Annotated in this window: 32 protein-coding genes; 27 read left to right on the plus strand and 5 right to left on the minus strand. The window is 34.5% G+C overall.

Annotated elements, in window-relative coordinates; genetic code table 11:
* The 7 genes from IHV10_RS11050 to IHV10_RS11080 all read left to right on the plus strand — a co-directional run bounded on the left by IHV10_RS11050 (position 1) and on the right by IHV10_RS11080 (position 6,795).
* The gene (locus IHV10_RS11050; protein WP_197129074.1) at positions 1–1,080 is read left to right on the plus strand and encodes a Ger(x)C family spore germination protein; all 1,080 of its coding nucleotides are present in this window, start codon (positions 1–3) and stop codon (positions 1,078–1,080) included.
* Positions 1,081–1,791: 711 nt separating this feature from the next.
* On the plus strand, positions 1,792–2,670 hold the full coding sequence (gene cidR, locus IHV10_RS11055) for a cidABC operon transcriptional activator CidR (RefSeq protein WP_197129077.1): 879 nt from the start codon (positions 1,792–1,794) through the stop codon (positions 2,668–2,670).
* Positions 2,671–2,852: 182 nt separating this feature from the next.
* Positions 2,853–3,389 (plus strand): acyl-CoA thioesterase, encoded by a 537-nt coding sequence (locus tag IHV10_RS11060; RefSeq protein ID WP_197129080.1) that lies wholly within the window; start codon positions 2,853–2,855, stop codon positions 3,387–3,389.
* Positions 3,386–3,760, plus strand: a complete 375-nt coding sequence (locus tag IHV10_RS11065) for a hypothetical protein (protein ID WP_197129083.1) — start codon at positions 3,386–3,388, stop codon at positions 3,758–3,760. The genes IHV10_RS11060 and IHV10_RS11065 overlap by 4 nt, the downstream gene beginning before the upstream one ends.
* A 309-nt stretch (positions 3,761–4,069) precedes the next feature.
* Entirely contained in the window at positions 4,070–4,561 is a 492-nt protein-coding gene (locus IHV10_RS11070) for an NUDIX hydrolase (protein ID WP_197129086.1), read from the plus strand.
* A gap of 171 nt (positions 4,562–4,732) precedes the next feature.
* Positions 4,733–6,007, plus strand: coding sequence for an aminopeptidase (locus IHV10_RS11075; RefSeq protein WP_231619506.1), 1,275 nt, complete (start codon positions 4,733–4,735; stop codon positions 6,005–6,007).
* Positions 6,008–6,225: 218 nt separating this feature from the next.
* The gene (locus tag IHV10_RS11080) at positions 6,226–6,795 is read left to right on the plus strand and encodes a dienelactone hydrolase family protein (RefSeq protein WP_197129089.1); all 570 of its coding nucleotides are present in this window, start codon (positions 6,226–6,228) and stop codon (positions 6,793–6,795) included.
* A gap of 342 nt (positions 6,796–7,137) precedes the next feature.
* Here IHV10_RS11080 and IHV10_RS11085 read toward each other — a convergent pair whose 3' ends face one another.
* A complete protein-coding gene (locus IHV10_RS11085) occupies positions 7,138–7,767 on the minus strand; it encodes a LysE family translocator (RefSeq protein ID WP_197129092.1) in 630 nt (209 codons plus the stop codon).
* A 510-nt stretch (positions 7,768–8,277) separates the two neighbouring features.
* Here IHV10_RS11085 and IHV10_RS11090 point away from each other — a divergent pair.
* From IHV10_RS11090 to IHV10_RS11185, 20 genes are all read left to right on the plus strand, one after another.
* Positions 8,278–8,946 carry a DNA alkylation repair protein gene (locus IHV10_RS11090; RefSeq protein ID WP_197129095.1) on the plus strand — a complete coding sequence of 223 codons (669 nt, stop codon included), beginning with the start codon at positions 8,278–8,280 and terminating at the stop codon, positions 8,944–8,946.
* A gap of 514 nt (positions 8,947–9,460) precedes the next feature.
* Entirely contained in the window at positions 9,461–10,231 is a 771-nt protein-coding gene (locus IHV10_RS11095; protein ID WP_197129098.1) for an isocitrate lyase/PEP mutase family protein, read from the plus strand.
* Between the two features lie 548 nt (positions 10,232–10,779).
* Positions 10,780–11,232, plus strand: coding sequence for a hypothetical protein (locus IHV10_RS11100; protein WP_197129107.1), 453 nt, complete (start codon positions 10,780–10,782; stop codon positions 11,230–11,232).
* Positions 11,233–11,394: 162 nt separating this feature from the next.
* A complete protein-coding gene (locus IHV10_RS11105; RefSeq protein ID WP_197129969.1) occupies positions 11,395–11,901 on the plus strand; it encodes a DUF2716 domain-containing protein in 507 nt (168 codons plus the stop codon).
* A 160-nt stretch (positions 11,902–12,061) separates the two neighbouring features.
* Positions 12,062–12,583: a hypothetical protein gene (locus tag IHV10_RS11110; protein WP_197129110.1), complete on the plus strand. Its 522-nt coding sequence runs from the start codon at positions 12,062–12,064 to the stop codon at positions 12,581–12,583.
* 53 nt (positions 12,584–12,636) lie between these two features.
* The gene (locus IHV10_RS11115) at positions 12,637–12,951 is read left to right on the plus strand and encodes a hypothetical protein (protein WP_197129113.1); all 315 of its coding nucleotides are present in this window, start codon (positions 12,637–12,639) and stop codon (positions 12,949–12,951) included.
* A 162-nt stretch (positions 12,952–13,113) separates the two neighbouring features.
* Positions 13,114–13,410: a Clp protease ClpB gene (locus IHV10_RS11120; protein ID WP_197129116.1), complete on the plus strand. Its 297-nt coding sequence runs from the start codon at positions 13,114–13,116 to the stop codon at positions 13,408–13,410.
* 189 nt (positions 13,411–13,599) lie between these two features.
* Positions 13,600–14,028, plus strand: coding sequence for a hypothetical protein (locus IHV10_RS11125; RefSeq protein ID WP_197129118.1), 429 nt, complete (start codon positions 13,600–13,602; stop codon positions 14,026–14,028).
* A complete protein-coding gene (locus IHV10_RS11130; RefSeq protein ID WP_197129121.1) occupies positions 14,021–14,593 on the plus strand; it encodes a hypothetical protein in 573 nt (190 codons plus the stop codon). Before IHV10_RS11125 ends, IHV10_RS11130 begins: the two co-directional genes overlap by 8 nt.
* 137 nt (positions 14,594–14,730) lie before the next feature.
* Entirely contained in the window at positions 14,731–15,108 is a 378-nt protein-coding gene (locus IHV10_RS11135) for a YxiJ family protein (RefSeq protein WP_197129124.1), read from the plus strand.
* Between the two features lie 61 nt (positions 15,109–15,169).
* The gene (locus IHV10_RS11140) at positions 15,170–15,403 is read left to right on the plus strand and encodes a hypothetical protein (protein ID WP_197129127.1); all 234 of its coding nucleotides are present in this window, start codon (positions 15,170–15,172) and stop codon (positions 15,401–15,403) included.
* Positions 15,404–15,719: 316 nt separating this feature from the next.
* Positions 15,720–16,628, plus strand: coding sequence for a DoxX-like family protein (locus tag IHV10_RS11145; RefSeq protein ID WP_197129130.1), 909 nt, complete (start codon positions 15,720–15,722; stop codon positions 16,626–16,628).
* Between the two features lie 5 nt (positions 16,629–16,633).
* Positions 16,634–17,245, plus strand: coding sequence for a DUF4166 domain-containing protein (locus IHV10_RS11150; protein WP_197129133.1), 612 nt, complete (start codon positions 16,634–16,636; stop codon positions 17,243–17,245).
* Positions 17,214–18,773: a YndJ family protein gene (locus IHV10_RS11155; RefSeq protein ID WP_197129136.1), complete on the plus strand. Its 1,560-nt coding sequence runs from the start codon at positions 17,214–17,216 to the stop codon at positions 18,771–18,773. Before IHV10_RS11150 ends, IHV10_RS11155 begins: the two co-directional genes overlap by 32 nt.
* Positions 18,774–18,891: 118 nt before the next feature.
* The gene (locus IHV10_RS11160; protein WP_197129140.1) at positions 18,892–19,395 is read left to right on the plus strand and encodes an NUDIX domain-containing protein; all 504 of its coding nucleotides are present in this window, start codon (positions 18,892–18,894) and stop codon (positions 19,393–19,395) included.
* Positions 19,396–19,575: 180 nt separating this feature from the next.
* The gene (locus IHV10_RS11165) at positions 19,576–19,941 is read left to right on the plus strand and encodes a DUF2089 domain-containing protein (RefSeq protein WP_197129143.1); all 366 of its coding nucleotides are present in this window, start codon (positions 19,576–19,578) and stop codon (positions 19,939–19,941) included.
* Positions 19,942–19,953: 12 nt separating this feature from the next.
* Positions 19,954–20,355 carry an SHOCT-like domain-containing protein gene (locus tag IHV10_RS11170; RefSeq protein WP_197129146.1) on the plus strand — a complete coding sequence of 134 codons (402 nt, stop codon included), beginning with the start codon at positions 19,954–19,956 and terminating at the stop codon, positions 20,353–20,355.
* Positions 20,356–20,366: 11 nt separating this feature from the next.
* Positions 20,367–20,648, plus strand: coding sequence for a hypothetical protein (locus tag IHV10_RS11175; RefSeq protein WP_197129149.1), 282 nt, complete (start codon positions 20,367–20,369; stop codon positions 20,646–20,648).
* A gap of 239 nt (positions 20,649–20,887) precedes the next feature.
* On the plus strand, positions 20,888–21,595 hold the full coding sequence (locus IHV10_RS11180) for a DNA alkylation repair protein (protein ID WP_197129153.1): 708 nt from the start codon (positions 20,888–20,890) through the stop codon (positions 21,593–21,595).
* Positions 21,596–21,723: 128 nt separating this feature from the next.
* Positions 21,724–22,266: a class I SAM-dependent methyltransferase gene (locus IHV10_RS11185; RefSeq protein ID WP_197129972.1), complete on the plus strand. Its 543-nt coding sequence runs from the start codon at positions 21,724–21,726 to the stop codon at positions 22,264–22,266.
* A 49-nt stretch (positions 22,267–22,315) separates the two neighbouring features.
* Here the strand turns inward: IHV10_RS11185 and IHV10_RS11190 are convergent, their stop codons facing one another.
* The 4 genes from IHV10_RS11190 to IHV10_RS11205 form a co-directional block, all read right to left on the minus strand.
* Complete coding sequence (locus tag IHV10_RS11190; RefSeq protein WP_197129156.1) at positions 22,316–22,990, minus strand: ABC transporter ATP-binding protein; 675 nt, start codon at positions 22,988–22,990, stop codon at positions 22,316–22,318.
* 3 nt (positions 22,991–22,993) lie between these two features.
* Complete coding sequence (locus IHV10_RS11195; RefSeq protein WP_197129159.1) at positions 22,994–24,028, minus strand: ABC transporter permease; 1,035 nt, start codon at positions 24,026–24,028, stop codon at positions 22,994–22,996.
* Positions 24,029–24,189: 161 nt separating this feature from the next.
* Positions 24,190–25,569, minus strand: a complete 1,380-nt coding sequence (locus tag IHV10_RS11200) for a sensor histidine kinase (protein WP_197129162.1) — start codon at positions 25,567–25,569, stop codon at positions 24,190–24,192.
* A complete protein-coding gene (locus IHV10_RS11205) occupies positions 25,566–26,243 on the minus strand; it encodes a response regulator transcription factor (RefSeq protein WP_197129165.1) in 678 nt (225 codons plus the stop codon). Before IHV10_RS11205 ends, IHV10_RS11200 begins: the two co-directional genes overlap by 4 nt.
* Between the last annotated feature and the right edge of the window lie 338 nt (positions 26,244–26,581).

The following is a 26,581-nucleotide window of genomic DNA, read 5'->3' on the forward strand; positions in this document are numbered from 1 at the left end:
ATGAAACATAAACATACCAAAACACTTTTCTTCATTTTTGTTAATATAATTGCTTTATTTGGTTGTTCGCCTATTGCAGAAAAAAATCTGATTGAAGAAATTGCTCCTGTGACTTTTTGGTCGATTCAAAAAGGGGAGGATGAGAACTACCGAATGAGCACTTTGATACCTCCCCTTGTAAAAGAACATAAACGCCTTTTGACTGTTCAAGTCGACTTGTTAAAAGAAGGTATGAAGGGTTTCAATTTAAAGTATTATAGAGAATTGAAAGTTGGTCAACTCCGGATGCTGTTGATTAGTGAAGAAATTGCAAAAGAAGGAATCAGTCCATTGATTGATACGATTTTGACAGATCCTGATATTTCTAAACGTTTGTATCTAGCCGTTGTCAGAGGGAATTTCGATGAGTACATCAATAATCAACTGAAAATGCAAGAAGACCTAGATTATTATCTCTATCGGATGTTCAAGCATTACGATAATCAGGGGAAGTTGACAATAATAAATTTGCATCAATTCATGAAGACACTTCATTCACCAGCGCATTCTCCCGTAGTGCCTGTATTTGAAGCAAGTGATGAAAATTTCCAATACCTAGGTACTGGCATATTTAAAAATGACAAATTAATCGAAACCACGAACAACATGGAAGAGCAAATATACCAGCTTATCGGCAACGATCACTTTTTAAAGTATTTTGCGATTCGTGATTTATCAATTGTTCTTGGCCATGTGAAAGCCAATAGCCAATTGAATATAGATAAATCATATTCTGAACTGAATCTCAACGTCCAATTAAACGGACGACTTGACGAAATTGCACGGAAACATAACATACTTACCAGTGATGAGCTTTCAAGATTCGAATCAGAAATTGAATCGTATTTGGAAAAACAAACTACCAAGTTTTTAAAAAAGCTTCAGGAGAATAAGGTTGACCCCTTACAATTAAGAAATTATACCTTGAGACCTTTCTCAAAACCTCTTAATGGGAGGGAATGGTTAAACAGATGGGAGCTAATGAAGTTGAAGGTCGATTATGATCTTAAAATCCAACCGCTTACAGATATCAAAAACTAATCAATCCATCAAGAAAGCTCTATTTTTACATTGTCTGCGGGAAGTCCAGAATAAAAGAACAGGTAAAGACTCCCGAAAAATCTGGACCCCTCATAATCGATTAAAAGTATGAACAAGTTTTTATGGCATTTCTTCAAGGAGGAGAAATGCATTTTTTTATGGAAGTTTGGTAAAAGAGGTACTAACTATAGAAATTATATTTGTTAGGGAAAACTGACCTCTCAGTATCAAGTTAACTAATTCATTCTGAAGAAAGGAAGAATATATGAATCATAATAAGTTATTTAAAAATTTTGGTAGGCAAGCAAAAATAAGAGAAAAAGAATTCCAAGAAAGATAGCGTGTAGAAAACTACTGGCTTGATATTTTCCATTTGGGTTGGGAGAGAAAGTAATTGGATTGGAATTTTCATGGAACTTATTCAACACACAGCAGACGTTCAGCTTTTAAATCGATTTTAGGAGAATAAGGATTATGAAAAAACAAATCGGATCTCCTCCTAAAGGGAACCCGTTAGAATAAGGGCACCTGTTTTCCTTTTTTCCTCTATACTGATCTATTCTAAAGGAGTTTTTATGGAAGTTAGATCTGTGCAAACAGACCCCACCTGGCGACTAATGGGATCGGGACTTTTTTGTAGTGTTTGTAATTTATTTTGAAAAGCAACATACTAAACTCAAAACATTTTTCAATATGAATGCAGGTGTCGGAATGGATATTAAACAATTACAATATTTCATTGAGGTTGCAAAATATAACAGTTTTACCCGTGCAGCTAAAGAATTGTTCATCACTCAGCCAACCATAAGTAAAATGATCAAAAATTTAGAAGATGAACTAGGATTGGTTCTATTTGACCGTTCCAGCAGAAAGAAGCTCATATTAACCGATGCTGGCAGAGTCATCTATGAACAGGCTAAACTCGTCGATAAAGCTTTTAACAATTTAGAATCAGAAATGGATAATTTGCTGGGACTTCAAAAAGGACATGTTCGAATTGGATTACCTCCTATTTTTAATTCTCGTCTCTTTCCGAAACTGGTGGGAAGTTTTCATGAGAAGTATCCAGCCATTACATTCGAATTGATGGAGGATGGATCGAAGAAAATCGAAGAAGAAGTAGCTAATCATCTCTTGGATATCGGAGTAGTTGTACTCCCCACAAACAACGATATCTTTCAGTACTTTTCGTTTATGAAGGAAGATCTGAAGCTCATTATTCACCCTGATCATCCACTTGCTCAATGTGAAGTAGTTGATCTATCGGATCTCAGCAGTGAATCTTTTATACTGTTCAATAAGGATTTTGTTCTGCATGACCGGATCATCTCTTCTTGTAATCATGCTGGATTTCATCCTCATGTGATCTCCGAAAGCTCACAATGGTCCTTTATAGAAGAGATGGTCGCTTGTAAACTCGGTGTTTCTTTATTACCTGAAAGTATTTGCAAGCACCTTACCACAAAAGTAAAAACAATGAATGTGGTGAATCCCTCAATAAATTGGGAACTCGCTCTTATTTGGAGAAAGGATCAATATTTATCTTTTGCCGCAAAAGAGTGGCTGCGTTATGCCAAAGAACAACTTTAAAAAATAATGCAAGAGACGATTCCACACGAATTGTCTTTTTTTATGCCAATTGGGCATAGATGTAAGCATTTACATAGAGGGTGTCTATGTTGTAAATGAAAAATAACCATTTTACTTCATGTTATTTCAAGCGTACACTTGCCTTGTAAATGGAAATTCACATTCTGGAAGGAATGATTCATATGAACAAGAAGAGAGCGCGAGAAAGCAGAATTATTAATACTGATCAGGTTATGTCCCTGGATCTAAATAATTATAATACTTTATTCGGCGGTGTTTTGATGAGAAAGCTGGATAATAATGCAACTTTATCTGCACGCAGACATGCCAGAGTAAAAGAATGTGTAACAGCTTCAACCGATTCAATCGACTTTTTATATCCTATTCATCAAACAGACTCTGTCTGCATAGAATCCTTTGTCTCATATACCGGCAAAAGCTCAATGGAGATCTTTTGTAAAGTGATTGCAGAAGATATGCTAACAGGCGAGAGAAGAATTGCTGCGACTGCTTTCTTAACTTTCGTTGCTTTAGGTGAAGATAAAAAACCCGTCGATGTTCCACAAGTTATTCCTGAAACAGAGGAAGAGAAATTTTTATATGAAACAGCAAAAGAAAGGGCAGAAGTCCGAAAGCTGAGACGATTGAAGAGTAAAGAATTAGCAGCTGTTATCTCTCTTGATAAACCGTGGGATGTAAAAGAGGAGGTATATGCATGATCACATTATGCAGCCAGAACGAACTGAAATCAGCTCAATCTGCACTAAATACATTAGAGCAATCCTACCCTGAGCTTTTTGAAAAGCTGATACATGTCATTCACTTGACCCGTACCATGCAGTTAAAATACCAGTACATGGGATGTTTAATCATGAATGAGGACCCGGAAAATACCAAGCCTCAATTTGTTATCGGATCTGTTATTCGTTTGTATAAAAAAGAAATCCAGCGATTAACTAGTGACAAGGATATTGATGAAGTAAGAAAAGTATTCACAGAGTATAAACATACTGGATACTCCAGACTCAGCCAGCTTACTCTAGGGAAAACACCTGAATCGTTAATAGGTAGCTCTTTCATTATTCAATAAACACTAAAACTCTGAGTACGTATTTTCGTACTCAGGGTTTTTTATAGTGTTTTAATTTTCGTACACTACTACAACCTTTACGAATAGCACTATCTTTACAGCAATACTCTCCTTAAAATTCCCATTTCCTAAACGACTCAAAGACGAAAACATGGTGACATAAATTTTGATTGAAACATATATCACGGTATTAAAGTATCGGGTGCATTTCTTCAAGAAGGAGATCTGCACTTTTTTATGGAACTTATTGAACAGACGTAGCAGGATTGTGGAATAAGAGTTGTGTATTTTAAAGGGGATAATACACTTATGACGACAGAATATGTTAAATGGGGAGAAGCGATAGTAAAGTTAACGTGGATACTTGATAATCAACTTCCTCCTGCAGAACAAATTACCAGCGTTCACGGATTTTGTTTTAAAGATGATAAGTTACTTTTAGTAAATTTAAACCGAAGAGGATGGGACTTTCCTGGAGGTCATATCGAATGTAATGAAACACCCGAAGAATGTCTAAAGCGTGAAGCATATGAAGAAGGTTATGTTACGGGAAGATGCTCTCTTTTAGGACATATCATTGTTGACCACAATGAAAATGCTAAATGGGATGAAAATAGTAAATATCCAAAAGTAGGTTTTCAAGTTTTTTATCGATTTGAAATTGACCAATTACACGACTTTGAAGCGGGGTATGAGTCACAAGAAAGAATTTTTGTAAGTCCAAGCGATGTAACAGAATTTTATCCGAGTTGGAACGAACTCTATCAGGAAATACTTGACTATGCCATAATTCAAAATTGATATTCCACAATCGGGTGCATTTCTTCAAACAAGGAGAAGTGCATTTTTTATTGAAGTTAAGACTACATAAAATAATTATAGGAGAAGGATAAATTATTTTTATCAAACAAGCAGGTGTAGTAAGAATGCAGCTATTCAAACATGAAACAAATTAAAAAGGGAGGCTACAAATTGTCAGACTCTATGGTAAATCAAAATATTGAAAAGTATGCAGAAACTGTTCTACGTATCGGTTTGAATATACAGCATGGACAAAAACTTATTATTGAAGCACCAATACAGTCTGCACCTTTTGTACGGACAGTAACTAGCTACGCATATGAACTTGGTGCATCGTACGTCCATCATGAATGGTCAGATGATGAGTTGACGCTAATCAATCATAAACAAGCACCATATACATCTTTAGGGTATTATCCAGAATGGAAAGCAAATGGTCTTGAAAAATACGCAAATGAAAATGCAGCTGTGTTATTTATCCAAGCACCAAATCCAGAGCTATTAACTGATGTATCAGTTGAACGTAGTACTAGGTATGCGAATGAGCGCTCTGCAATCAGAAGACCATATTTAGAACATACTCATTTGAATAAAATTAGTTGGGTTATTGTAAATGTCCCATCTGACTCTTGGAGTACTAAATGTTTTCCAGAACTTCCTGTGGATGAAGGAAAAGCAAAACTATGGGACATTATTTTTCAAGCAGCCAGAATAGATAGTATAGACCCGATTACCAATTGGAAAAATCACCTGAATTCGTTAAAGAAAACAACTGAACAATTAAATGCACTTCATATTCAAAAACTAGTTTATCTAGGACCTAGTACTGATTTAACGATCGAACTGCCTGAGAAACATCAATGGCTTTATGGATCTAGAATGAATAGAAGGGGAATTCCATTTGTGTCCAATATGCCTACTGAGGAAGTTTTTACGATTCCTAAGAAGGAAGGCATAAATGGAATCGTTGCTAGTACAAGACCTCTTAACTTCAATGGGAGTATAATTGAGGATTTTTCACTTACGTTTAAAGAAGGGAAAGTCGTCCAATTTACAGCTGTAAAAGGAAAAGAAGTACTAAATTCAATTCTACATACAGATGAAGGAGCGCGCTTTCTAGGCGAAGTAGCTCTAGTGCCTCATCATTCTCTAATTTCTAATATGAATCTTACGTTTTATAATACTTTATTTGATGAAAATGCTTCTTGTCATCTAGCATTAGGACAGTCCTTTCCAAATAATCTAGTAGGAGGAGAAAACATGTCTGATCAAGAACTCCAACTTAATGGAGCAAATAAAAGTCTCATTCATATAGATTTTATGATCGGTTCATCTGCACTAAATATAGATGCCCAGCTTGCGGATGGGTCAACTATTCCCTTGTTCCGCCATGGAGATTGGTCTGAAAAATTCCTTGCCTATAATCAGTTGAAGAGTTCAAACTGAGGAGAAAAATATAGTTATTCCGTAATCGGGTGCGTTAATTCAAGAAGGATTAACGCACTTTTTAATGAACTTATTAAACAAACGTAGCAGAATTGTTGAATAAGCAAGCGGTAGGTTTTTAAGGTAGACTTTTCTAAATCGTAAAATTCTGGTAGGTCAAACAGGATTTTTTGTCGAAATTCACACATATGAAATTCATTAAATTGGAGGAAAAAACGATGGCAGAAGTTTTGTTGTTACACCATGTTTTAGGTAAAACGAAGGGGATTGAAGAAATCGCTGAGCAACTGAGAGAGGCGGGGCATACTGTGTACGTGCCAGATTTATTTGACGGTCGCATGTTTTCCACGCTGGAGGAAGGCTTGGCATTTGTTAAGGAAATTGGATTTAATGAAGTGACGGCGCGCGGAGTTCGGGCAGCGAGCGAGCTTTCACGCGATGTTGTCTATGCTGGTTTTTCACTAGGTGTCCCGGCAGCACAGCAGCTCGCTCAAACTCGTGAAGGCGCCAGAGGCGCACTGTTTTTTCATGCCTGTCTCCCAACCTCGGTGTTTGAATCTCAGTGGCCGGCCGACTTGCCTGTGCAAATTCACGCCATGAGTTCTGATCCTTTTTTCGTTGAAGACGGCGATATCGACGCTGCCCATGAACTTGCGGCTTCAGCCAATCTTGCTGAACTTTTTCTGTACGAAGGCAAGGAACATCTCTTTACCGACAGCAGTATACCGTCTTACGATGCTGAAGCGACGAAACTTGTAATCAAGCGAGTTCTCGACTTTCTCGCTTAGTTAAAGGTTCAATCGGTTAAAACGAAAACCCTTGGTGTAGGCATATACCAAAGCTTCTTTATATTGAGATTTATATTGTACAAACATTGATTATTACTGTGAATCTTACTCCATAAACGGGTGCAATTGTCGGATATCAAACAAAATAAAACGACCAGCAGCGACTGGTCGTTTTATTTGTCTTTTTAAATTTAATGAATCATCAAGAACACAGATCTACAATAAAAACAGTCTCTTTATCTACTATTAGACGAAGAGACTGTTTATGGAAGTAGTATATCGATCGTTCCTTATAAAGATTTAAAACATCTGTGGGGGCATATCTTGTTGATTTATATAGATTTAATGAGGGGCTTTTGTTTGTAAAAGCTTAATCCCCATACCGATAAAAATAAGTCCAGTTAGTTTGTTCAAAACAGTCCCAATTTTTTGGTTTCCTCTTAGTTTTTTCGTAACGTAGGAAGAGAAATACGCAACAAATAAACACCATAGTAATCCAGTGGCTGTAAAGGTCAGTCCTAAAATCAAAAAAGGAATGGGTCCAACCGCTTTGGTGTCTATAAATTGTGGAAGAAATGCAATGAAAAACATTGAAACTTTTGGATTTGTAAGACTCGTTAGCATCCCTTGTATATAGATCTTTCGTATTTTAAGGGAATCTGTCGCAGCTTGAAAAGATAGATTGGACTTGTCCAGTATCATCCGAATGCCTAAATACACCAAGTATATAACACCAATAATTTTAATCGTATTAAACAGAAAAACAGATTTTACAAGTATCAATGATAAACCAAACGCTACAAACAATGTGTGAACCAAAGAACCTGTAATAATACCTAAAACAGAATACACACCTGCTTTTCTACCTTGTGACATACTTCTTCCGATGATGTACATCGTGTCGGTTCCAGGAATTAAATTCAATAGAATTCCTGTGAGCAAAAATGCTTCATAATTTATAACGCCATACATAATTACGCACCTCTTTTTATTTTTAGGGTGCCCTTATCGATACTACAGGATTTTGCTACACATGGGAAGCTCTTTTGGCATATGGACAAAACTAGAACACGCGGTTTTAATTACTTTCTTTTTTCACTATTAGGTGAATACTATTCAAATTCTTATAGCAGCAGTAACAGCAACTGTAATAACTATTAACGTGAGGAATTAGATAGATGGGAATGAGTAACTCTTTATCTAGAGGGATTTATGAGGGGTCTACATAGAGAAGCAAATTTAATTATTCAACTATCGGGTGCGTTTCTGTAATAAGAAATGTGTCCTTTCTTTATAAATCCGGCCAGATTGTTGAAGATGTAGTTTAGCACTAGTAGTTTGGAACCCTAACATAAGTAACGGTGAAATGAATCACTCCTTTTTCATTGTTATGGTAAAATTGTATGCAACAAGACTGACTTATAACGAAATATATCGCAAATAACATAATATGAAACATTGCTTTAATAAGGAGTGTGTCAAATGAATAAAAATAAAAGCACAGAAATAAAACGCTCTTCGAAAGCAGAAAACACTCTATCTCAGCTCAATACTAAAACGAAGCTAGGCGACTTACGAAAAATCGCGAAGGACATAAAAAAAGATCACGAACTAGCTATGGAACTTTGGTCAACGGGGGAGTTTTTGCCCAGACTCTTGGCAATCTTAATTATGGACAAAAAACTTCTTTCACAAGATGTACTAAATAAGCTTGATAAGGATATGCAGACTCACACTCTTGATGAGCGAAATAACTTGATGGATTGGTTAATGGCTAATCAGCTCACTAAAGACAAGAAGAACATAGCATTGATGGAGTCATGGGAAAATAGCCCTTCTGCTCTTCAAAGGAGAGCTTTCTGGTATTTTCAAGGTCGATTGAGATGGACTGGACAAACACCGCCTGCTAACACCGAAGACTTACTATCTGCAATTGAAGCTACTATTATGCAGGAAGAACCGGAAGTTCAATGGGCTATGAATTTCACCGCAGGCTGGATAGGCGTTTATGATGAAAAGTATCGAGCACGTTGTATTAAACTTGGGGAGAAAACGGGTCTTTTCAAAGATGAAATGGTATCAAAAGGATGTACTCCCAATTATTTGCCGGAGTTCATTACGATAGAAGTTAGCAAACGAATTAAGAATTAGTTACCACTGAACCCTATGCCTAGAAATATCTCATTGAAATGGTCTGTGAATGATTAACGTTCGTTATCAAAGGAATGAGGAAGGATAGTCAAGATTCTACCTTAGATTATCTTACCAATAAGATTCTTTTACACCCTAGTACAAAAAAAGTACTAGAGGATAGTATTAGAAATATAAGAGGGGGTGTTGTCAAAGAAATTAGCTGAATTGTAATTACTTAATCCATTAATTAAATGAAATAATGAGTTCATATCATCTAAAATTAACATAAATGATTTTCCGTTTATCGGGTGCGTTGATCTAAAAGGATTAACGCCTTTTTTATGGAATTTATTGAACAAACCTAGCAGGATTGTAGAATAAGGAATAATTGATATTAATTAGAATTAAGTTTAATAACTTTAACTTGAATGAAAAAACCCTCGCCTTATTAGACTATAAGAGCAAGATTGAGGACGAAATGAACGTAGATCTCCTGTTAATATGATTTTAAATTAACATTTGGAGGAAAAAAATGAACAAAATCCAGGAATTCAATAATCTACATCATTCAAAGGATTTATTGTTTTTAGGTAATGCTTGGGATCTTTTATCAGCCTTATCTTTAGAGAAAGCAGGATTCAAAGCAGTTGGTACAACGAGTTGGGGGATTGCAAACTCGCTAGGATATGCAGATGGAGAATTAATTGATTTTAAGAGGCATTTAGGAATCATCAAAACAATTACAGACAATGTGAAAATACCTGTGTCCGCGGACATTGAAGCAGGTTACGGGGAAGATACAGAAACCATAGTTGATAATGTTTTAAGGACGGCAGATGTAGGTGTTGCTGGTATCAACATTGAGGATTCACTCAAAAAACAAAAAGGGTTAAAAGATATAACTGAGCACTGTAACCTTTTATCAAAAATCAGAACTGCTTTAGAGCAGCATGGCTACAAAGATTTCTATATTAATGCTAGAACGGATACATATTTTCAATTGGAAAATCCTCTTCCTGAAACAATAGAGCGGGCAAAGTATTATGTAGAGAGTGGAGCAAGTGGTATTTTTGTCCCTGGTCTACTTCAAAAAAATGAAATCAAAGAAATCGTAGCAAATGTAAACGCTCCCCTTAATGTTTTATCATTGCCTGGATTAACAAACTGCAACGAACTAAATGAGTGTGGCGTAAAACGTTTCAGCTTTGGTAATGCCCTATCTGATAAGGTTATAGATTTATTACAGAAGAGTGCAGAACAAATATTAGAATCAAAGGACACCTCATTTTTATATGAAAACTAATTTACATTGAATAGAAAATTTCACTATAAATTAATAGTTCAATTTGCTTATTCTATAAATAGGATGCGTTGATCCAAGAAGGATTAACGCTTTTTCTTATGGAACATATTAAACAAACGTAGCAGGATTGTTGTATAAGCAGCTACACAGAATTATATTAGGGGGTTATATATGGAAACTTCAAAGGCTATGAAATCAAAGGGGATCAATAAAGGTACAATTTTTAAATACACTTACATTTTTCTTGCTGGATTTTTTGTATTTATTAACTGTTATTTGGGGGCAATCGGATTTATTTCAGAGGAAAGTTCGAAGATAGATTACTCGAGATTTCTTCCGTTTATAATTTGGGGAATAGGTTTTATTATTCATTTTTTTAAGCAATTGAGATTTGTAGGACTAATAATACTTTCATTGCCGTTTATATATTGGTTAAGTCTTTGGGTGCGGATTATTTTTTAAAATCCAACCCACTATTCAGCAATCGGGTGCTAAGGTGAAGTAAGTCAATATAGAAAGAAGTACGAATTATACCAAAGGAGAGTAGTATGCAAAATTATGAAAGTCATCTCATTGATAATGATGCTGGTGATATAAAGGTTTTTATTAAAAGTAAAACACAAGAGTTTATTTTTGATACGGGGTTAGGCTATATTGTATTACCCAAACTTTTTAAACAGTTAACAATCCTATATAAGGATGAGAGTAAAGAATTTAGCATAGATGGTTTTGATTCCATGTTCTTCTATGTATTTAAAAAATACGGAGATCAAATTGTAATCTCTAAGAATCGTGATAAATATAGTTTTAATATATTTGGTTTTTGCAAAGCTTTTCAGAAAGCTTTTCAAATACATATCAATAAACTCAAAAAAGAAGGAAAAGAAATTGGTTTGAGTGATGAAGAAGAAGACTTTGAAAATTTCGGAAACCCATTCCGATTAGAGACATTAATAGCATTTGATGAATTTTCAAAAGTAATAAAAAACCAAAACGTTTAGTTAAAGAGATATTAATTCGGAAAACCAGTTTTTTAATTTGAATTACTTATTCAATAAACGGGTGCGTTTCTTCAAGAAGGAGAAGTGCTCTTTGTATTGAATTTAAGGGCATAAATGGTATTGCTAACCTTATTGATGAGCAGTGTTTTGGGGGGATCAAACATTAATAATTGGATTGAACTTAGTAAATCAGAAGAAAAAGCAGTATGGCGAAAGGTTTATAAAGATTTTAAATTCAAACCTAGTATTACTAAATTTCCATCGTTTAAACTACCAAGCCCATTCATTACATACAATATTTCAGTTTATAGTAATTGGTCAGGAGATTTTAAAGAATTTAATGAGATTTATAAAGACCTTGAAGAGAAATCATTGTTTGCATTTAAAGAATTAACGAATAATGATGAATATTTTTATGCATTAGATTGGCAACACCATTCATACTGGGTCAATCCCTTTTTAGAGTTTCCAAAAGACGAAGAATTTGATGATTGGACAATACCTATTTTTCCTGATGGGGATTATTACTTCTTTATACAAAAGGAATTCAACTGGGGATTGTTAGGTCATCCCTGGGAACAGACCATAACTATATTTGGTCAGGAACTTATCCAATCGTTTAAAAAACATAATCCTAGAATGTTTAATACTATTTTACGGAGAGGTTAATCTTACACATGACTTGCTAGTCCTTTTCTTAATGTGCTAATGGGCATATTCCTATAATGAGCTATCCAACAAACGGGTGCATTTCTTCAAAAAGAAGGAATGCATATTTTTATTCCTAATATATAATATAGAAAAGTAGCATTGATAGGGAGTAGTTAAAATGCTAGGTATTAAGGGATATTATCCGAAAATATACACAAAACCAATTAACTTATTAAAAGAACAAAAGCCGAAATTTGAAGAACTTGTAGGTAAAACAATTAATGACATTTTGATTGTGTGGGATCAAACAAATAAAGAATGGTTCTGTGATTATCCGGTTATTTTTAGTTTTGATCATTGTAAATTAGAGCTATGTGCACACAAATTTGATGAGTACTTAATCTCTTATAATCAAATTAGAGTTTCTAGCGATATAGATTGGCATGAATCAGATTTGCTGATGAAATGGGAAAAAAGTAAGTTGGAAATTACACAATCGGTTATTGGACAAGTTATAACAAAAATCGAAATCATCTATAGATATGAAACAGTTAATTCCGATTATTTTTATTTATATGGCTTAGGTTTTACTTTAAACGACGGTTATATTGCCATTTGTAATGGAATGGATGAGAATGCAATTTTAAGAACAAGACAAGAAGATTCACATTTTAAGCATATAGTTATTGCATCAATATAACTTTAGTAAAAGTAAATCAGAGCTTAAATCATAAAAAGAAGGAGCAAGTAATTTTGGCACTTGAATTAATAACTTATGACACGAAAAAGAATATAATTTGTTATCTACCAATAAGCTACGGCTTTCATAGTGCCATTTTCTTTAGAAATAACACAGGGAGAATCAATAAAGAAAATTACCCTTTTTTATTTAAACTCTATCACTACAATGGTAATTCAGTAGAATATTATGCAAGTCATATTGATCGTCTTATTGTTGAACTAAAAGATTATTGCAAGTTTGTAGAAGGTCATCAACAAAAGATGACATTGATTATAAAAAGAATATCGGATTCTCGTGTATGGAAAGTAGAACTTGCAGGAGATTGAAATTATTCCACAATCGGGTGCATATCTTAAATAAGATGTGCCCTTTTTATTTTTAATAAGGTATAATGTAATAATATGGAAAATGACGGATTGATTGAATTGGGAGGTGAAAATAGTTTTAGCATAACATTTATTTCATAAAACAAATAAGGAGCTAATTAGATGAAGTCATTAGTCCATTCACTAAGTGCTATTATTTTAGGCATTTCTTTTATAATAGCATCCTTAATTTTAAGAGATGGCATATCAGGTAATGCAACTAAATCAAACGATTTAAAATATCAAAATGAAGAGACAGTTTCTACTCCTAATGTAATGACAATAAAACAACTATCTGTATATCTTCAAATAAGTGAAGGTGCAATCGAAAGCATTATTTATAATGATGATAAAGATAAAGCTAATTTGAGTAGTTATCAGACATATGAATTTATTCCGTACATAAAGTTAGATAATTAATACAGGTTTTTAAAAAAAGAGATAGATAAGTGGTTAGAATACATAAATCATAATAATTAGATATTCAACAAATAGGGTGCATTTCTTCAAAATCGAGAAGTGTACTTTTTTACGGTTTAATATTGGAATAAAAACTACGATATATATTTAAAACTATAAATTATAATTTCGGAAGGAGATTATTACTCAATGAATTTAGCATTAAAGATTGGGAATTTGTTAAGTTTTTTTATAGGGTGTCTGGGTGTTTTACTTACTTATCAGGGAGTAGAGGTTGGAACGGATTTCCCTCTATTTATGGACGTGCAAAATATATTAATTCTTGTTCCATGTTTTTCACTAATGATAGGTGCCGTTTTATTTATAATGTATGACAATATAAATTCGAAGGGCACGTTCGCAGTAGCTATTTTAATTACTATGAGTTTAGCAGGCTCAAGTTTTTATATTTTATTTAAAAATGTATACAGTTATATTGGATTATCAATATTATACTTTGAATTATTTTTAGTAGTTACTTTGTATTTCTATATTTGTCTATTTAATAAATACCTTATAAATAAGGCATTTATTAATAAAGACAGTAAGGCAAAAGGGAGTATGGGAAGAAATGAATAATAACGGAAAGAGTGAAAAGGTACTTCAGTTAGAGACTTTTCTAGTTGTAAATAAGGAGAATTTTAAATCAATCTATCCTGATTATGTAAGCATTGAAACAAGATTTCCTATGTTTATTTATGTAAAGATGTCTGATGAACAAGAGATTAGGAGAATTTCACAAAGAGAAAATCTGGATTCTTTATATCTTGATTTAAGTATAGTTTTGAAATGGAATGATGAAAAATTACTTGATACAAACCTCTTTGAGTTAAACTTATGGGAGGATTTGATCGAGGCAGCAGAAGTTCTTTCAAAAGAGAAATCTTGTAAAGTTAGGCTTGGTGTCCAGACTGTAATGTTATCTGTTGAAGAGTCATTACAAGGAGAGGTAAATTGGATTGTTCATGATGAATTAGAAGTAAATGATATTTATTTTAAAGTAAAGTTACATGATAAGAATCTTTTATTAAAAACCATAATTGATGGGGGGATAAGCTTTTATTCTACACTGATAGAGTACAAATTTCCTAATACCGATTATATAGAATATTGTTTAAATAGACTTAAAAATATAACAATCTAATTTCATACTTTCACTTTGATGAATTATTCTACAATCGGGTGCATTTCTTCAAGAAAGAGATGGGCTCTTTTTTAATTAAAGAGCATGTTCATTGAAAAAAGAGCGATAAAATAGATCTTAAATAAGAAATATATGAGGTGGCCATTATAAGTAAACAACAAATTTATGAGGAATTGTTAGTTAGAAAGAATAGTTTATATAATCCTTTTCCTTACGATGATACTGATAAAATACAGTTTGACTTCAAAGAGGAACTTTCCGATGATGAATGTTTGACAGGGGATTTAAATACCTATTGGATGAATATTGCTGGGTGTTTAAGTTATATATTAAATGGTAATGAGAAAAGCATTCCTCGAGGACAGTTAGAATGGCTTTGTTTAACTTTTTTTGATATTTTTATTCAATATAAGTTTCTTGAGGGAAAATTAGCGGACTACCCAACGTTTTTGAAAGAATATTTAAACTATGAAAGAGTTCGACTATTATTGTTAAGTTATCTGTCTTTAAAATAATTCATTTTAAGAAAAACATTATTTAACAAACTGATGCATTTCTTTAGAAAGGATGCAGTAAATGGATTTAGAAGAATTTAAAAAGTATCTTGAAATTGGACATGATATTGAATACAAATTTTATAATGAAGAATATTCTATTACTCATACAGAGACTGGGATTTGTTTAACTAAATTTTATAATCTAGATCATCAAGAATACGAAAATCTTGATGAATTTATTAACAAAGCTAAAATAAACAATTACAAATTTATAGATATCCTTAATCAAATTTACGGGATGTTTATTTATTAATTGTTAAATAGAATTTATCTTGTAAAGAGTTCTTCAACAATCGGTTGCGATTCTTTTAATAATTATGTTTCTCCTCTTTTCTTTAAACCTAACACAACTTGAATTACATTAAATATGAACCGTGCAGAAAATTCATTTTGGCCATCAAAATCAGGAAACTATTTTTAAATGAGTAAAGAGATGCTGTAAAAAAACATCTCTCCTTACCTTTTAAAATTTGATTTTCATGGTCTCTTCTACTCTACATATTTCAAATTTCATATATTCAAAGCTTTATTACAATACCTATGGTACTTTATACATAAGGGGTGTTATTATGCAAAATAAACCAATTTATGTAGAAATACCTATTAATGGCTGTGTTGATGAGGTATGGGAAAAATCCCAAAATCCTAATCTTCATCAACAATGGGATCTCCGCTTTTCTTCAATTACATATCTTCCAAAAAAATCTGAGAATGATCCTCAGTCCTTTCAGTATGAAACTAAGATAGGGTTGGGGCTTAAGGTTTCGGGATGGGGCAAAAGTATCGGAACTCATAATAAAGAGGATGGATCAAAGGTATCTTCGCTTCATTTCGGTACTCCACAAAAACTTTCGCCGATTTCTGAAGGAAAGGGGTATTGGAAGTACATACCAAATGAAAGTGGTACAACCTTTTTAACACAATACGATTATGAAGTTCGTTACAGCTTTATGGGAAGACTAGTAGACTCTTTTTTCCGCCCACTCATAGGATGGGCAACAGCGCTTAGTTTTGATGTGTTGAAACGCTGGATTGAAAAAGATGAAATACCAAAACTACAGTATCTTCGCTTTTTTAGTAATGTACTTATTACGCTACTCTTTTTCTTTATATGGTTCTATCAAGGTCTCGTTCCTAAAATCATCGCAAAACATCCTGAGGAAGTTGCTATGTTAGCATCTCTTAGTTCTATGGAGATGGATATGGCGGTAAAGGCTGTTGGTGTGGTTGGGATTCTTGAGGTTTTATTCGGGCTTACTTGGTTGTTATACCGGAATAAAAGACATCTTTATCTTTTGCAGATAATAGTGTTCCCTGCATTAACATTAAGTGCGTTAATAGCTGATCCAGCGATCTCTGCGCATCCGTTTAACCCTGTTACCTTTAATAGCAGTCTTTGGATACTATCAATTCTTGGATTTGTTTTAGCTAAAGATGTGCCAACTGCAACTAGCTGCAAGCGTTCGAAGAAAGAGTGATTAAAGTGACAATCTATCAAAATCTCTTAGGTGAAGATTTCAAAAGACTACATCCTAAATTACAAATACGATATGCACTGCCTAAGAATAAATCTTTCTATGCTTCTGGAAAAATGAATTCTATTCAAACAGGTGCAAGATGGCTTTATCCGTTTTTAAAACTAGCAACTGGATGGAAATTCCTTTTTCCTGAAAGCGGTAAGGATATCCCTTTTACAATAAAAAATACATGTCGTTCTTTATCTTCTGAATTAGATGAAGTTTATTGGGAACGTACTTTTTTCTTTGACCGAGTTACCAGATATTTTAACGCATTTATGACAATTGATTCAGAAAGAAAGGTCGTAAAAGATTACTTAGGAGAACCAAGTTTGTTCTATTCGGATTTATATTTTGATGTTACATCAGAAGGTCACCTCGTTATTCGATCAGGGGTACAGCGTCTAGTTTTTGGTAAGCTAGAAATTTATATCCCGAGCTTTTTACGAGGAGTGGTTAAGGTAGAGGAAGGGTATGATGATGCGCGAGAAGTATTTACCATTCGGGTTCATATCCAAAATCAGATCGTGGGGAGACTGATGTCCTATGAAGGCGAATTTAAAGAAATATCTACTTAATTCAATAACTGTTCCAGGGATCATGCTCTTTATCGCCAGTAGTGTCTTTTCGATAAAGGAACCTTATTATTTAATGCTGACAGCAGCACAACTGGTTTTCGTTCCAATTATGCTGCAGCTTATTATTGGAATAAAAAGAACATATGTAGGATTAATATGGATTACGATGCTTTCGATTTTCCTTTTACACTTTGTTTCAAACAGTACTATACAGATTTCATTAGCCGTTATTTATTTGGTTTTTACTTTTATTGTAGCTATTTATGGAGCTAAACGTTTCTTCCATAGGGGTTTTACGAACTGGGCTGAAATTTCTATAGATGTTGGAATGATGTATTTATTTATTGGGGGGCTTTGGTTCTTTGCATTTATTGCAGAAATAAATACTGGTTTTAGTCCATTAATCACTTGGTTAACTGCTATACATTTTCACTACTCAGCCTTTTTGTTCCCTGTTTCTTTAGGCTTTTTTGGACGATTACATCAGTCTAAGTGGTATAGAATTTGTGTTCCGATCATTCTAATAGGACCTATCCTTGTTGCAATTGGAATTACTTTTTGGCCGTTTTTAGAAGTTATTTCTGTGTTACTTTATATTTTTGCTATATATACGTTAATTATTTTAGCTTTTCAAACCGTATTTATAAACAAATTACAAGGCGCTTTTATTCGTTTATCATTCAGTTCTTTGGGGATAACTATCCTATTTTCACTGTTGTATGCGCTAAATAGTGCATTTGGAAAATGGGGGGTAAGCATTGATTTCATGCTCACTTTTCATGGTTTAGTTAACAGTGTCTTATTCGGATTTATTGGTGTATTAGGTTGGGTAATGAGCCCTCCTAAAACTAAACAAGCTAAATGGGATTTTCCAGTTAGCCAGATCAGGGGTCACGTTAAAGGAGAAGGTGAGCCCGTAGTAGGTTTGGTTGATGATCTCAGCGAATATTTAGATATAAAAGGAATTCCTTCTACTATTGTTCATTTTTACGAACAAACTGAGAAATATCAATTATTTGCTTCAACAAAATGGGCTATTTGGTTTAAGCCATTAGCTGTCTGCTATAAATACATAAGTAACCATATGCAGCAATTAAACTTGCCTATTTCAAGTGAAAAAGTGGAGATGACAGGAAGTATACAGGCAGTGAGTCCAATAATCGATGGAAGAAATAATCCCCGTGTGTGGAATCGATATATAGGAAATGATTCTATATTTAAAGCGATTTATTCTCACCATAAGACCAAAGATAGAACGTTTATGAACATATCACTTCCACTCCCTTTTTCAGCCATGATAGGAATTCTTCAGCTCGATGAAATGGATGGTGCACTTCTTCTATCAAGCGAGGGAGAATCTGATTCAGGGATATACTTAGCGGTAGGTAAATATGTTTTTAAATTACCTCTATCAGAATCCTTTTTAATAAAGGATTCAAAAAATAATATGTTAACAGCAACTCACAAAATGAAGATCTTTGGGATGCCCTTTTTAAATATTCAGTACACTATGTCGTTAAAGCAGTAATACTAATACTACTTATATCTTAAAAAGGAAAAATTATAAAAACTCTACTTTATTGAAAGAGAAGTAATATTTTCGTTATAAAATATGTAGCAAATATAAATAATGGGGGATTAATGACATGACCTATCATATTCGAGTAAGAGTAGGCGCACTTATTATTGAAAATGATGAGATATTATTAACGGAGTTTGATGATCCTTATCGGGGAATTTTTTATGATTTTCCAGCTGGTGGAGCGGAACCTCATGAATCTCTGATCGAAGCTATAAAGAGGGAAGCAAGGGAGGAAGCGAATATTGATGTGGAGGTAGGTCCATTAGCTTTTGTCTATGAGTATGCTCCTCATCTGAACGAAAATAAGTATGGTCAAACACACACGCTAGTCATGCTGTTTGATTGTACATTGAAAAGTGGGTCCAAACCTAGATTGCCGGATAAGCCTGATCCAAATCAGACAGCTGTTAAGTGGGTTCCGCTATCAGAGCTTGAAAATTTAGAGCTTTATGCGAACATTGGAAAACAAATTAATGATTATGCGAGCAAGAAGCGAAATATTGATCTACTACAAGAACACAAACTTTTGGATCAGACATTTACATCTAAACTCACGGAGACTTTCTAATAAGGGAAGTCTCTTTTTTTATAGGAGCTTTAAAAATGTTAAGTCTAAAATTAAGTATTAAACAAAACTTATCGATAAAATTAATTTATTTAACTTTAAATATTAATATTTTGATAAAAATATTCACAAAATTAATTCAAAGGTATATAATCTAATTAATTGATGAGAAAGGAGAATGAGATGGCTCACCCATTACTTACAAATTGTCCGGTTTGTTCACAAACGTTAAAGATAACTAAACTTCACTGTTCACATTGTCACACGACAATTGAGAACGAATTCGAATTGTCTAAATTTGCGTCACTATCGAAAGAGCAGCTTCATTTTGTGGAAGTCTTTCTTGTATGCAGAGGCAATATAAAAGAGGTTGAAAAAGAGTTAGGGATCTCGTATCCAACGGTTCGAGGCAAGCTGAACGACATAGCCTCTTCATTAGGATACGAATCCAAAAAGAAGAATGAGGTAGACGAGAAAAAGATTGTTGGGATGCTTGAGCGCGGAGAGATTACGCCAGATGAAGCAATCAAAATGCTAAAGGATGAATAGGAGGATATAAAAATGAAAAGTGAGATTGAGAAAGTCTTAACGATGGTGCAAGAAGGTAAGATTGATACGGATAAAGGTTCAGAATTAATTCAAGTCTTACAAGAAAAAGAACACTCTACTACTGTTAAGCCATTAAGCTATACGTCTCATAATTCTTCTAATTACATCGACAAAACCTTGAAGATCCGTGTTGTATCTGAGAGTGACAATGTGAACGTGAACCTACCCATCAAACTAGTAAAGGTTGTACTAGCAGCAGGTCACAACATTGCTCTAAAGATTCCTCAATCTGAACAATATGTAAAGGATATTGATATCAATCTAATACTTGAAGCCATTGAAAACGAACTGGATGGACAGATTGTTGATGTGAAGTCAGCGAACGGGGATACCGTTTCAATTACGATTGAGTAGAGGATGCAAACATGTTACATGTAAATGTGAAAACAAAAGAGGCAAAGTTCTCATTTCATGTTCCTTATGTCCTATTAAATATAGGGATATCTATTATCACTTCTAAGTTATTAATTCGACAAGTAAACAAATGGTCGAAACCTCATCTAGATAAGAAAAACATAGACTTCACCATTCCTTCCATAAATCAATCAGAACTGAAACCTATTATTAAAGAGCTAAAAAAGCACAAAGGATTAGAGCTTGTTATTGTGAGATCACAAGATGGAACTGAAGTGATTGTAAGATTATAGAATAAGTAATAACACAGTAAAAAGGTTTCTGGTTTTGTAAAAGCATTCATAATCAGATAAATAGGTAGAAAAATGAGTGCATTTCTGTCATGGAAAGAGCACTTATTTTTTTATGGTGCAAGTTGATTGCTGGTGAAAGAGGAATATCTAAATCAGTCGAGAAGAGAAAGGGGTAGTGAATGATGAAATCCATCTCACTAGTTGACCCTGAATTCCAACACAAAAAGGAAGTGTAATAAATGAATGCAGAAGATGTGATGCAGGAACTTGAAGCGCTTGGCAAGGAACGGACCAAGAAGATGTATATATCCAATGGTGCCAAAGAACCGGTGTTTGGTGTAGCAACTGGTGCCATGAAGCCTATCGCTAAAAAGATTAAAGGAAATCAAACCTTAGCTGAAGAGCTTTACGCGACAGGAAATTACGATGCGATGTACTTTGCAGGAATCATAGCTGATCCAACGGTTATGACCAAAAATGATTTTGAGCGTTGGATTGACGGAGCTTATTTTTATATGTTGTCCGATTATGTAGTAGCTGTCACTCTTTCTGAAACTGAAATGGCACAAGAGGTGGCGGACAAATGGATCGCAAGCGGTGAAGAGCTCAAGATGTCAGCAGGTTGGAGTTGTTACTGCTGGCTATTAGGTAATCGTCCAGACAGTGAATTCTCCACAACGAAGTTAGAAAAAATGCTTGAGGTCGTAAAAAATACCATTCATGATGCGCCTGAACGTACAAAGTCCTCTATGAATAATTTTGTTTATACAGTGGGTGTTTCATATATTCCATTACATGAAAAAGCGGTTGAGACAGCAAACGCTATAGGACCGGTAGAAATGAAACAGGACAAGAAAAAAGCGAAGTATCTACTCGCTTCTGAAAATATTCAAAAGGCGATAGATAAAGGCCAGGTTGGTTTTAAGCGGAAATACGTAAGATGTTAATTATTTAGATTATAATGATACTCCTGTTTTGAGTTCGTTTATGAAAAACAATTTTGCACGGGAATTAATTTTATAATTCAAATTCCGAACGATAGGGCGTGTTTTCTAGATTGAATAAACAAGCTGATATGAAAGTTGTAATCGGTGCAGGTGAGTATAATAATAATCCCAATTGGCTGCAGACGCAGGAGTCAGAACTAAATTTATTAAAGCGGCTTGATTGGGAGAGGCAATTTTCAGGTGAATCGTTACAAGCAATCTTAGCTGAACACGTATGGGAGCATTTGACTTTTGCAGAGGGAGTCGAGGCGGCAAAGATTTGCTTTGATTTTTTAAAGCCAGGTGGCCACATTCGTTGTGCAGTACCAGATGGCTTTTTTCCTGATAAAGATTATCAAATGGGTGTACAAATAGGCGGTCCTGGGCCGAAAGATCATCCTGCTGCAAGTCATAAGATTGTACATAATTATAGAACAATTACATCTATGTTTAGAAAAGCGGGTTTTTCTGTTACTCTTTTAGAATATTGTGATGAGAAAGGAAATTTTCATACACAGGATTGGAATGAAAGTGAAGGATATATTTATCGTTCTATGCGCTTTGATCATAGAAATAAAAACGGGAAACTTGGTTTTGTATCTTTAATAGTGGACGCAATAAAGCCTTTTTAACCCTAATATACCGTTCAAGCACAATAGGCATTGAACGGTATATTTTAATTTACACAACCAAACCATCGCTCATTTTTACAACATGATCAACATAAGAAAGCATATCCTCGTCATGGGTGACCATAAGAGTCGTAATGTTTAACGTTTTCGTTAGATCTTGGATGAGTGACATAATCTCTTTAGATTTCTTTGTATCCAGACTTGCAGTCGGTTCATCTGCAAAGAGAACTTTCGGTTTATGAATAACCGCTCGAGCGATAGCGACGCGCTGTTTCTCTCCACCGGATAAAGAAGAGGGATAAGCATGTTTTCGATGGGATAAACCAACACGGTCTAAAATATAATCAATTTCTTGTTCACGTTTTTCATTTTTCATTTTTACTTCAGATACATCTAACATGAGGCTTAATTGCTCCCGAACGGTTAAAAACGGGACAAGATGTGCAAATTGAAAAACAAAACCGAATTTCTTGGCTCTTATATTTCTCATTTGCTCTGACGTCATGGAAGTTAAGTTATGTCCTTTAAATAAAATATTCCCGTCTGATGCGGGCTGCAGTCCTGCAGCAATGGTTAGCAGGGTACTCTTACCAGACCCCGATGGACCGACTAACGCTGTAATTTCACCTTCTTTAAGTTTAAGGTTTACTCCTTTCAAAACCTCTTCGTTTACATCACCATTTCTAAACGTTTTTCGTAATTCATCAATCGTAAAAATATCCATATATTAAACCTCTCCTTGTTGTATGGCTTGTAAAGGTTCAACTTTTTTAATTTGTAAACCAGATAGCGTAGCTCCAATAAATCCAATCACCAGGAAGACGATGGACAATTGCAGCGTGGTTTCGTTCGTTAAATGATAAGGCATATCCTTAGGTGCAATTTCCTTGAATAATTGGCTAAAACCAACAGAAAGAGTAAGGGATATGATTGTGATGCATAACATTTGTGTCCACATCATTGTAAACAGATCACTTGTTTTTACGCCGATTGCTTTCAATATGCCATATAGCCCAATCTTTTGAACGTTCATCATATAGAAGAAGATAGCGAACAGCATACCGCTAATAACGATTAGAAACCAAACGATCATATTCAAAGACATTTGTTCTGCACTGTAACTCGGAATGGTAGAAAGGAATTCTTTATTCGAGAAAGTTTGCAGCTCTGTGAAATTTAGTGTTTCATCTGCACCTGGTATGAAAAGTAGCTGCATTTCTTCAGCTCGATACATCTGCTTGTAATCTTCCATATTCAGAAAAGCAACTGGAGCATGACTGAACTTTTTTTGGTCAACAAAATCCTTAACAACAAGCGGTTCGTTGAATGGTTTATGTGTTAAGGTATCACCAACTTTAATTCCGTCTTTCTCTAATGAACGGTCTAGAACGATTTCCCCGGGTGCCACTGATTGGAATAATTTAGAATCGGTAGAAGCAACAAAAGCAACGCTTCGTTGTTTGTCACTCTCATCGTTTAGAAAACCCATTTGTATAGAGAGTGCAGCAGCATTTTTATGTTTGTTTAACACTTGCTCTTGAAGCCTATTATCAATTCTAGAGAGGTTGTAATTTTCTTCTGCGTCATTATTCATATAAAACTGGCCGTTCGGCAAGTCTTTAATTAAGGCAGCGTTATCTTGTGATAACCCATTGGCCAAACCAGAAATAATAAACGTTAACAAACTTACAAGAAAGATGATGGAACCTAATATGAAAAACCTCATTTTATTTTTTTTGATTTCTTTCCATGCGATGCTCATAACTTCTCTCCTCCAATCTTTTTACATCTTTAGTTTAGAATCGTTATATGAACGGACAATGAACAACACGTTACAAATCGTTGGAGAGAAGGGAAGAGGTGCATTAAAAAGGCACCACCAATGTATTTTCATTGAGAGTGCCTGAGTATTTTAGGGTGTATTTAATCAATAGGGAGTTCAACGGCAATTGTCGTTCCTTCGTTCTCCTTACTTTTCACAACCGTTTTTCCATCATGCAGTTGTACAATGGTAGCGACGATCGATAGTCCGAGTCCGGTACCATCTATTGTTTTCGAACGAGCAACATCTGCTCGATAAAAGCGGTCAAAAATTCTTTCAACTTCCTCTTCATTCATGCCTATACCGGTATCTTTAAAGATGATCATGATGGATTTTTCTCTTTTTTCAACAGATATCTCGATGCTTCCTTCACGGTTATTATACTTAATGGCATTGGTAAGAAGGTTGTCCCATACGGTGCTTAATAGAGAAGGATCTCCGAAAAATTCGGTATCTGGTAAGGAATAACTAAGCATAATTCCTTTCTCATTGATCAGCCATTGATAATTTCGAATCAGTTCTTTAATTTGTTGTGAAACATTGAGATGTTTTCTCTGTAAAATATCTTCGTTTCGATCCAGTGAAGCAAGAAGCAATAATTGCTTCGTTAGGTTCGAGAGTCTACTGATTTCATCATTTATTACAGAGATGTACTTTGCGCGGTCAATTGAACTCAGTTCTTCTTTTTCTAACAGGTTGGTATATCCTTTTATATTCGACAACGGTGACTGAATATCATGAGAGATATTTGAGATGAACTCTTTTCGCATCTCATCTGACTGTTCTAGTTTTCGAGCCATGTGCTGAAAACTTTGAGAGAGCACGCCAAGTTCATCGCTACGCCTCGTATCGAGCTCAACAGAGAAGATTCCCTTTGAGAGCGATTTTGTAGCGGTGTTCAATTTTGAGATAGGTCTTACTAAATATTTTGTACTAACCACTACCATTAAGATACTAAGAACAATCATCAATCCAAAAAGCCATCCGAAAAGTACATGCATTTCATTAAAAAGGAGTTTGATATCAGGTCGTATAAACAGAGCATACTTTTTTTCCTGATATGTTAGAGGAACCCCGATCGAATTACTTAGTTCGTTTGCAAAAAATCCCGTTACAAATGTTTGTTTTGGAAAATGAAGAATTCCATGATAGATCTCACCATTAAGTACAGATTCTTTCGTAGAAGATGAAAGGGAGGTGTTACGAAATTTTGCCCCAAAATACGTTTCGTTTCCGGAACTCTCAACAAGGTAGATCTGATACCCAATCTTAGATAGGTTTCTCAAGTAATCGTTCAGGTTGATAGTAGGGTGTTTTTCCACAAAAGAAGCCATCTCAAGCGCAATCCCTGTATTTTTTTGATCATTAGCCGGCTTTAATTTTTCCTGATAGTATGTATTGGAAGCAATAAAGGCTAATACGCCGCTTAAAAGCATGATGCCAATCGTTATGACGACAAATTTGGAATACAGCGACTTCATTTTTTAACCTCCAATAAATAACCTACTCCACGGACCGTTTTAATTTTAAAGTCATCAGTTAGGTTCGAAAACCGTTCTCTTAACCTTTTGACATGTACATCTACCGTGCGATCGTCGCCTTCATAATTTAAGCCCCAGATGTGTTGAATGAGCTGATCTCGAGTAAAAGCCTGCATAGGATTCGAGATGAAAAAATAGAGCAATTCAAATTCTTTCAAAGGTAATAGAATCGTTACATCGTTAATATAAACTTCATAGGTTTTTTTGTTTACCGTTGTGCGTCCTAAGCTGATGATGGAATTATCTTGGTGTTTATCGTATCTTCTTAAAAGTGCCTTGATTCGAAAAAGTAATTCTCTCGCTTCAAATGGTTTTACGAGATAATCATCTGTTCCGGATAAGTAGCCCTGTTCTTTATCTTCAATCTGATTTTTGGATGTTAATAGAATCACAGGAATATCGTAATTTTCTCGTATTTCTTTTGTTAAGGAATAACCGTTCATAAAGGGCATCATCACATCAACTACAGCGAGATCAAACCTCTTTAGCCGTAAGATATCTAAAGATTCCATGCCGTCTTTAGCTTGAGAGACTTGATACCCTGCTTCACTTAGATGATAGTGCAGCAGCTCAAGTATATTTTTATCATCATCTACAATTAAAATATGGGTCACGATGTAATCCTCCTAATGAGAATCAAATAGGTTGCAGTATAAGCAACATTAGTCTATCCGAAATGGTTGATATTCACAAATTTCAGCTTAGCTTCAGCCACTCAACCACAGCAAAAAAGCTAACCAAAAGGCTAGCTTTTTTTGTGGCTTTAATTAATTGGGTTAGCCAATTCTCTTCTTGTTTTTCTTGCTTTTTGCACGTTTTTTAGAAGATAGAACCCCGTTTAAGATACTAATGAAACTCACAATGAATTCCCCCCATATAGAACTTCCGAAAAGAGAATATTCGGTGTATCCTCTCTTCTCCATATCTTATGCAGACTTGTTTAAAATGTTTG

The organism is Fictibacillus sp. 5RED26 (assembly GCF_015903895.1).
In the GTDB taxonomy this organism is placed as follows: domain Bacteria; phylum Bacillota; class Bacilli; order Bacillales; family Fictibacillaceae; genus Fictibacillus; species Fictibacillus phosphorivorans.